Genomic DNA, 7,576 nt, shown 5'->3' on the forward strand with positions numbered 1-7,576 from the left:
CGTCTGCTCCATACCTGCCCGCCTCACGCTCATCGCGTCACCGAAACGGGTAAATCAGGGTGTCCCTTCGGTCGATGAGCGTGGATCGGAGGCGGGCGATGGTCGAACCTGCTCACCACCACCTATCGATCAGGGCGCAATGCAGCCTGCTGCGGATCAGCCGCTCGTCCTATTACTATGCGCCGGTGCCGGAGACCGACGAGACGCTGACGATGATCGACGCGACGTTCCTGGACTGCCCGTGGTACGGCAGCCGGCAAATGGCGCGGCACCTGCGCCGTGCAGGCCATGAGGTTGGTCGCCGCCGGGCACGACGGCTGATGGAGAAGATGGGCCTGACGCCGATCTACCAACGGCCGCGCACCAGTGTCCGTACCCGCAACACCGGGTCTACCCGTATCTGCTGCGCAAGCTGGTGATCGACCGGCCCAATCACGTGTGGTGCGCTGACGTGACCTACATCCCGATGCGCCGGGGCTTCCTGTACCTGGTGGCGATCATGGACTGGGCAACCCGCAAGGTGCTGGCCTGGCGACTGTCGAACACGATGGACGCCGGCTTCTGCGTCGCGGCGCTGGAGGAGGCACTGGCCCGCTACGGCAAGCCCGAGATCTTCAACACCGATCAGGGCAGCCAGTTCACCAGCTTCGGCTTTACCAGCGTGCTGCGCGACGCCGATGTGCGCATCAGCATGGATGGCCGGGGCCGGTGGATGGACAACGTCTTCATCGAACGCCTCTGGCGCTCCCTGAAATATGAGTGCGTCTATCTCCATGCCTTCGAGACCGGCTCTGAGCTGCGGGCTGACCTTGGCCGGTGGATCACCTATTACAACACCCAGCGTCCGCACTCGGGCCTGGCCGGGAGAACCCCGGTCGAGGCCTATCGGCGGATCGGACAATCAGATCATGGGGGGCATGAACGACAACCGGGATTAGCTTAACTCAGCCGCCAAACTGTCCAAGAAGCCGGGACCACCTCATAGACGCGCGCGATCCACGCCGCACAGCGCGCGCGAGAGACGCTCGCCGGGCTGCTGGCGAGCGAGGACCGCACCGCCACGCTTCAGCTCCATCGGAACGCGCAAACGCTGCTGGAACCTGCCGTTCAGCTCGTCAGGCGGTGCATTGCTGTTCCATCTGCTCAGCAAGCTCTACGAGCGCACCAGCGTCGTCATCACCACCAACCTGAGCTTCAGCGAATGGGCTGGCGTGTTCGGCGACGCCAAGATGACAACCGCGTTGCTCGATCGGCTTACCCACCACTGCCACATCCTGGAGACCGGAAACGACAGCTTCCGCTTCAGAGCCAGCACCGCCGCAACCCCCAAAACACGAGAGGAAAAATCGCCAGCTTGACCCACCACCCGCATCGCGGGACATATCTTCAACCCGGGTCACTTCTCGATGAAAATCCCGGGTCAACTCTCAGCGGAAATCAACACCCCTTGTGGGAGACGCTAATTCCACCGCTCAAATAATCGCGAGTGATCGAGCAAAGTGTACCGCCTCTCTTCTCCACAATGGCTGTAATCTCCTCAGACTTGCCAACATTGTGAGCACCATATGCAATCTTCACGTGGTTCGCGAGCAATCCGTCTCGAATAAAAATGCGGCTCTCGGCTACTGCGCCGTGACCTTTCGCACCGGGCATCCCGCCTGGCGAAGGACTGTCACTGAAATGGGGTATCGCAGTATGTCAAAGCTTGTTCGTGACGCAGCCATGGCTGCCTCGCTTGTGCTGCTCGCGGGCGCCGCGCCCGCCTGGGCGCAGGATGCGGACACCGAAGAAAGCGCCAAATCGCCGATCACTATCAGCGGGTCGGCTACGCTTGCTTCCGATTATCGCTTCCGCGGCGTTTCGCAGACCGACAAGGAAATGGCGATCCAGGGCGGCTTGACCGTCACGCACGACAGCGGCTTCTATGTCGGCGCCTGGGGTTCGAACCTATCGGGCTGGGGCACGTTTGGCGGCGCCAACATGGAGCTCGATCTCATCGCGGGCTTCAAGACGGGCATCGGCGATGCGACGCTCGACACGGGCCTAGTCTGGTACATGTATCCGGGCGGCGCCGACGATACCGACTTCGCCGAACTCTACGCCAAGCTGTCGGGGACGACAGGGCCACTCACGCTGACCGGCGGCGTCGCCTATGCGCCAAAGCAATATGCCCTGGCCAACGTCTCGAGCGCCCCGAACAGCCGCGGGCAGAAAGACGACAATCTCTATCTGTTCGGGGATGGCGCCGTTGCTGTCGCGAATACGCCTTTCACGCTGAAAGCGCATGTCGGCTATTCGGACGGCAATCCCGGCCTCGGCCCCAACGGGACCAGCGTCAGCCCCACCGGCTCCTATTGGGACTGGCTCCTGGGCATCGACACCACCTGGCGCAACCTCACGCTCGGCGTTGCCTATGTCGATACCGACATCAGCGGAGCGGCGGCGGCGCGCCTGCAGCCCAACTTCAGCAAAGGGCAGGACGGCGTGGGATCAATCGCCGATGGCGCGGTCCTCCTGACACTGACGGCGTCCTTCTGAAGCTGTTGGGGGGCATTTGGCAGCCCCCCAACCCGCTCTTTCCATAAAGACGGCGTCAGGATTTCCGGAGAATTGGGATGCTGCGCGACAAGGCCCGCAACCATGGCAAGCACGCTTCAGCGGTCGGCCGACAGCCTGGGCGAACCTCGATCTGGCGGTCGCCCGGCATCCGAATCTTTCTCTGGCTCGTGATCGCGCTCGAACTGGCTGCAATCCTCCACATATCCTCAAACTATTGATCTGCCTGCACGGTCATGGCGCTACCGAACTCCGGGCCGACTATGCGGGCAATATTTCCGACAGGATTTGCCGCTCTCGAATACATATGTCGCCATTTGTAAATTGAGCCGGCCAGAAAGGACCGGCACATGTACCATCATCCCAGACCTCCGTTGACAAGCGCCAACAGCCCCATTTTCATCCGGGGAGTAGGCTTCATCCCGCCTCGCGAAGCGTTTGGCGAAAGCCGCGAATCCGTTGCTACGGCGCTGCTTTCCAATCAGGATGTGCCCGGTGGGAATGACGATGGAAAGCCTGAGCGCGAGGAGTATCCGAAAGGCGGTATCATAAGGGTCCACAAGCCCTGGTACGTCGATTTGGGGCTTCGTCTCGCCGGGCTTTGCGCGATCGGCCTAGCGGCATTGTCGATCTACCTGCTGATGGGCCTCGTCCAGCATGCGCCGCAGCATAGCGCGACGTGGATCGAGATGGCACTCGCTGCCGTCGGTTTCCTCGGCGCGAGCCTCGGCAGCGTGCTCCTTTTTCTCGGCGCACACATTTATGATCGCGTCATCATCGCCAGTCGATGGCGGACGATGCGCTAAGCAAACGATCAACCGACGACGAGATCATGGCGTAGAGACGCAAAAGCTCGTCACTGATGCAATATGGTTGGACCGCCTGCGACGGGGTTGCGATCGAAAGCAGATAAGATGTATCCCAAATCCATCGCTAGCGTGCCCTCCGAAGAAAGCCCGCCGGGTCCAATTTCGCCCGGCGCTGCGGCGCCGAACGGCTTGAAAGTCCCTGAAGGTTCGGCGAACGTCCATGGTGATCGTCGCACGCTTTCGGCCAAGGAGTTTTGGGATCTTGTCGACCCGGGGCCGACTGGCGATTCGATCGATAGGAGGGCTTGGCGATGCTCACGACGCGGATAGACACAGGCGATATCCTTGCCGCCACGATTTCGAGCCGGCTCACGAAGGGTGATATCGAACAGGTGATGCGCCGGCTCGATGCCGCGTTCGAACGGGCGGAGCGGGTTCACATCTTCGCCGAGGTTCGCGATTTCGAGGGCATGCCGCTGGACGCATGGCTGAGCGACGCATGGCACGGCTTGCACTATCTCACACGCCTCAAGCAATTCGGCCGCCTCGCGATAGTGAGCGACCAGAACTGGATACGTACCGCGTCCCGGATTGAAAGCGCACTTCTGCCCTTCGTCAAATATGAGATCTATACGCTGGACCAGCGCGAGCATGCCCTGGCTTGGGTCAAGGGCGAGGTCAAGCGCGCCGCGTCCCGAAACGCTGCGGGTCGTCAGCAACGGCGACGCCGACATATTCGCGTTCGAGGTCGACGGCCGCATCGCGCAGGAGAGCATCGCGGCGTTCCAGGCCCATCTGTCGCCGCTTGTCGAACGCGGCGGATCGCTGAAGCTGCTCGGAAGAATCCGCCACTATGACGGGTTCGACCCCGCGATCCTGGTCGATCCCAAATATCTTGAGCTGAAGCTGTCCCTGTTACGCCAGGTATCGCACTACGCTGTCGTCGGAGGGCCAGACTGGATGGCACGCGCCATCACGCTGCTTGCTCCTCTGCTCAGGATGGAGCTGCGCCATTTCGGTGAAGCCGACGAAGATGCCGCCCGGGCCTGGCTTTCGTCGACGAACGGTTCGGAATGACCTCTCGTCCTCCACCGCTGACACATCTGGCCTACAGATTCCGATGAAGAACCAGCAATGCCAGCGAAGCCGTCGTCAGCCATAGCACTTCGTCCCAATGGTTGAACGAGCGCTCGGCCATCCGATCCTTCGCAATCACGCCGACGACCGCCGTGACGGTCCCGTAAAGCGACAACCAGTAGGAAGCGACCAGCAGAAATGCTCCCTTGCCGAGCGCCGCAAAGATCAGCGCAAAAAGAAGCTTCAGGCCGAACCGCGCGATCGTCTTACGGGATATGTCGTCCAGTCTCGCTTTCATCGACACCACCGTCCAGACGAGTCAGGAGCGGCGGCTGTCATTGCCGCTGCGCTCTGCCGCCCGTCCTGGTTTGAGGGACAACGTTCCGGCAATCCGCCGGCTAGGGCACGCGCTCCCTGTCCCTACGCCCTGCGGGGAAGGTTGATCGAGCGGCGCCGTCTTCTTTTCTTTTCCTGCGACCCGGCGGGAAACAGGTAGATCGCTCGGCAGTTTCATATCGCGATAGGGTCCATGTGCTTGGATACAGTCGCGCGCTTTCCATGGCTGTTGGTCCTCCCCGGCTCTGAGAGGAAAAGAGGAGCCGGGGAGGTGACGCCGACTAGCGCGAACAGTCGGCGTGAAGCAGGATGTGGGCCGCTCGGTCGATGAAGACAGGATCAGAGCCGCAGCGCTCCTCGAGCTTGCAAAGCTCCTGCTCAAACAGGCTCGAATAGGGCAAGGCGTCAGGATTCCACCAGGGATGCGCCGCGAAGCGGCTGTGGAACACGTCGAGACCCAGCAGCGTCGATCCTGGCGCGTGCGGCTCGAACAGCGCCTTGAACTCCGCGGCGCAGAAAAGGTGCGAGGTGAATTCGAGGTGCCGACCATCGATCAGGTCGACCTCGAAGCGATCGTTGCCATTGTCCTGGCAGAAGCTCCGTGCCTTCTCGAGCGAACCGACGAAGATCGTCGGCAAGCTGCCGACGGTGCGCACGGTGATGAGGAGATGGCCTGACGTGACGCGGACGAGCTCGGCCGCCACCTGCTCGTGGCGATCCCGCGGCAGGTGGTTGAGGACGCCGTAGAGGCACAGCGTCAGGTCGACGCCGCCCGCCTCTTCCGGCAACGGCGCACAAAGATCACCAGTCCGGAACTGACAATGCCCCTTGAACACCGCGTTCTCGCGCGCGAGCCGGATCATTTCGGGCGAGATGTCGAACCCGATGGCATCGACATGATCAAAGCCCAGGGCCTGCGCCCTGGTCACGGTGCGGACCAGCCAGGTGCCGGGACCGCAACCCGCATCAAGGATCCGGATGCTGTGCCTTCCGCGTGCGAGCAAATCCTTGAGTGCGGCGTCGATCTGCTGCCAGACGAGCTGGTCGGCGAAGCTGTAGCGACCGTCGAACGCGAACAGCGCATCCATGCGGCCGTCGGCATAGGCAAGATAGTCCGGGCCGGCGAAATCATAGGCGGCCGCGGTTTCGATGGGGTCGTGGGCGATCGTGCCCGGATGTGGGGGTTTGGACAATGCATTGAGGCGCATGGCCTGTGCTACTCCTTGAACCTCGCCGTCATCGGCGATTCATTGCGAAGAGGCCGCTACAAGTCGCCGCGACCCGCGCCGAGCGGCGCCGCGCGAGATATGGTGCAGCTTCGCATTTTAAATCGAGACGAACTTCCGACGCCTTGCATAGGCAAAATCAAATGCACGCGGCGATTGGCGCTCCTCTCCCCGCTTTTTCCTCGTCGATCGGGAAGATCATATGCTGTGCATATATCGTCGGCGCTCCTTCCCTCTCGAATTGAAATGCCACCTCCGATTATTCTCCCAGCGTGCAAGACCTCGCCGGAGACGTTCGTGGACCGCCTCTGCGCTGACAGGGCTGCGGGGAGGACCAAGGTGAAGGTTCGGAAATGCGGTTGCGCCATCGGATATTGATCGTCGAGGACGAACCATGCCTGCGCCGGCTCATGCAGCGCACACTGTCGGCCGCGGGGCATGCTGTCGCTGCTACCGACTGGGACCGGTTCTGGGAGAAGCCGGACGCCTCGGAACATGATGCCGTGCTCCTCGACCTGATGACGGTCGACCGCATGGAAGAGGCGATCGGGGCGATCAGGCAGCGGTCGGATGCCATCGTCGTGGTCATCCTGTCGCGAGAGGCGCGCGAGCACTGGCCGCGCGCGTTCGATCAGGGCGCGGACGATTTCCTGCTCGAGCCGTTCGATACCGACGATCTGGTGGCACGGATCAGGGTGGCGCTCAGGAGGCATCTCACCCGCAATGGCGGCACGGCTGTCTGCAGGGCCGGCGATGTCATGATCGACCTGCTCGACCGCCGCGTCACCAGAGATGGGCGCGGGGTGGACCTGACCCGCAAGGAGTTTCTCGTGCTCTTGCAGCTTGCGCGGTTTCCGGGGCGCCTCGTGACACATGACGAGATCATCCAGACCATCTGGTCGGTCCGGAAGAAGAACGCCGTCGCCTATCTTCGCGTGCTGATTCAAGCACTGCGGCGCAAGCTCGGGGATTGGCCGGCGCAGGCCCGGATCATCGAGAATGTGATGGGCAGCGGATATAGGCTGAGGGCCATCCCCACCTGAAATCGACCGCTCCGCAAGATCGCGGCGGATCAGCGCCAGCGCGAGCCTTCGAGCAGCCTGCGTCCGCAGAAGGCGACGAGCGTCCCAGCCGACATGAGGGTGACGGAGACGATCACAAGGACAAATTCCAAAGCCGAGGGTCCGGCAACGCCCGTCGCGGTCCTGACGCCATCCGCCAGAATGCCGGCGATCACGCCCAACCCAATAGTCATAAGGCCGGCGGCACGAACGATCAGATCGGCCATGGTGCAATCCAATGTTGAGGCCGCGTCAGGCTACGCTGGCTCCGCATTGGAATTCGAGAGCACTTTTTCGGACTGGGCATAATATTTCCATAGTCTCCCATGGCCGCCGGTCGACGCGCGGTCTTGGAGCTTTTTGTATCGATGGAGAGACGCGCGATGAAACGCATTGCCCCCGACGGCTTTCTAGGCTCAGTTCGACGCTTGAGTGATGCCTTACCTAGCACTACTTTGGCAGAAGTGTAATTTTTGGGATTCCCATGACGCAAGATGCGTGATTCATGGGG

Annotated in this window: 8 protein-coding genes and 3 pseudogenes; 8 read left to right on the plus strand and 3 right to left on the minus strand. The window is 61.9% G+C overall.

From position 1 onward, the window contains the following. Positions 1 to 65: 65 nt before the first annotated feature. The 7 genes and pseudogenes from PYV00_RS07035 to PYV00_RS07065 form a co-directional block, all read left to right on the plus strand. A pseudogene (locus PYV00_RS07035) lies at positions 66 to 943 on the plus strand (IS3 family transposase); the annotation flags it as partial. A gap of 157 nt (positions 944 to 1,100) precedes the next feature. Further along, positions 1,101 to 1,358 (plus strand): annotated as a pseudogene (locus PYV00_RS07040) (ATP-binding protein); the annotation flags it as partial. A gap of 364 nt (positions 1,359 to 1,722) precedes the next feature. After that, entirely contained in the window at positions 1,723 to 2,538 is an 816-nt protein-coding gene (locus PYV00_RS07045; RefSeq protein ID WP_275227578.1) for a TorF family putative porin, read from the plus strand. 77 nt (positions 2,539 to 2,615) lie between these two features. Further along, entirely contained in the window at positions 2,616 to 2,777 is a 162-nt protein-coding gene (locus PYV00_RS07050) for a hypothetical protein (RefSeq protein WP_275227570.1), read from the plus strand. Between the two features lie 129 nt (positions 2,778 to 2,906). Then, positions 2,907 to 3,362, plus strand: coding sequence for a hypothetical protein (locus PYV00_RS07055; protein ID WP_275227571.1), 456 nt, complete (start codon positions 2,907 to 2,909; stop codon positions 3,360 to 3,362). 398 nt (positions 3,363 to 3,760) lie between these two features. Further along, positions 3,761 to 3,976: pseudogene (locus tag PYV00_RS24390) on the plus strand (STAS/SEC14 domain-containing protein); the annotation flags it as partial. Between the two features lie 40 nt (positions 3,977 to 4,016). After that, positions 4,017 to 4,442 carry an STAS/SEC14 domain-containing protein gene (locus PYV00_RS07065; protein WP_275227573.1) on the plus strand — a complete coding sequence of 142 codons (426 nt, stop codon included), beginning with the start codon at positions 4,017 to 4,019 and terminating at the stop codon, positions 4,440 to 4,442. A 31-nt stretch (positions 4,443 to 4,473) separates the two neighbouring features. Here PYV00_RS07065 and PYV00_RS07070 read toward each other — a convergent pair whose 3' ends face one another. Together PYV00_RS07070 and PYV00_RS07075 are read right to left on the minus strand one after the other, a co-directional pair. Further along, positions 4,474 to 4,746: a hypothetical protein gene (locus tag PYV00_RS07070; protein ID WP_275227574.1), complete on the minus strand. Its 273-nt coding sequence runs from the start codon at positions 4,744 to 4,746 to the stop codon at positions 4,474 to 4,476. Positions 4,747 to 5,059: 313 nt separating this feature from the next. After that, positions 5,060 to 5,986: a class I SAM-dependent methyltransferase gene (locus tag PYV00_RS07075; RefSeq protein WP_275227575.1), complete on the minus strand. Its 927-nt coding sequence runs from the start codon at positions 5,984 to 5,986 to the stop codon at positions 5,060 to 5,062. 392 nt (positions 5,987 to 6,378) lie between these two features. On the opposite strand from PYV00_RS07075, the gene PYV00_RS07080 reads away from it, so the two are divergent. Continuing rightward, on the plus strand, positions 6,379 to 7,047 hold the full coding sequence (locus PYV00_RS07080) for a response regulator transcription factor (protein WP_275227576.1): 669 nt from the start codon (positions 6,379 to 6,381) through the stop codon (positions 7,045 to 7,047). 29 nt (positions 7,048 to 7,076) lie between these two features. Here the strand turns inward: PYV00_RS07080 and PYV00_RS07085 are convergent, their stop codons facing one another. Beyond that, positions 7,077 to 7,292: a hypothetical protein gene (locus PYV00_RS07085; protein WP_275227577.1), complete on the minus strand. Its 216-nt coding sequence runs from the start codon at positions 7,290 to 7,292 to the stop codon at positions 7,077 to 7,079. Positions 7,293 to 7,576: the final 284 nt, after the last annotated feature.

This window comes from Novosphingobium album (ex Liu et al. 2023) (assembly GCF_029076845.1).
GTDB lineage: Bacteria > Pseudomonadota > Alphaproteobacteria > Sphingomonadales > Sphingomonadaceae > Novosphingobium.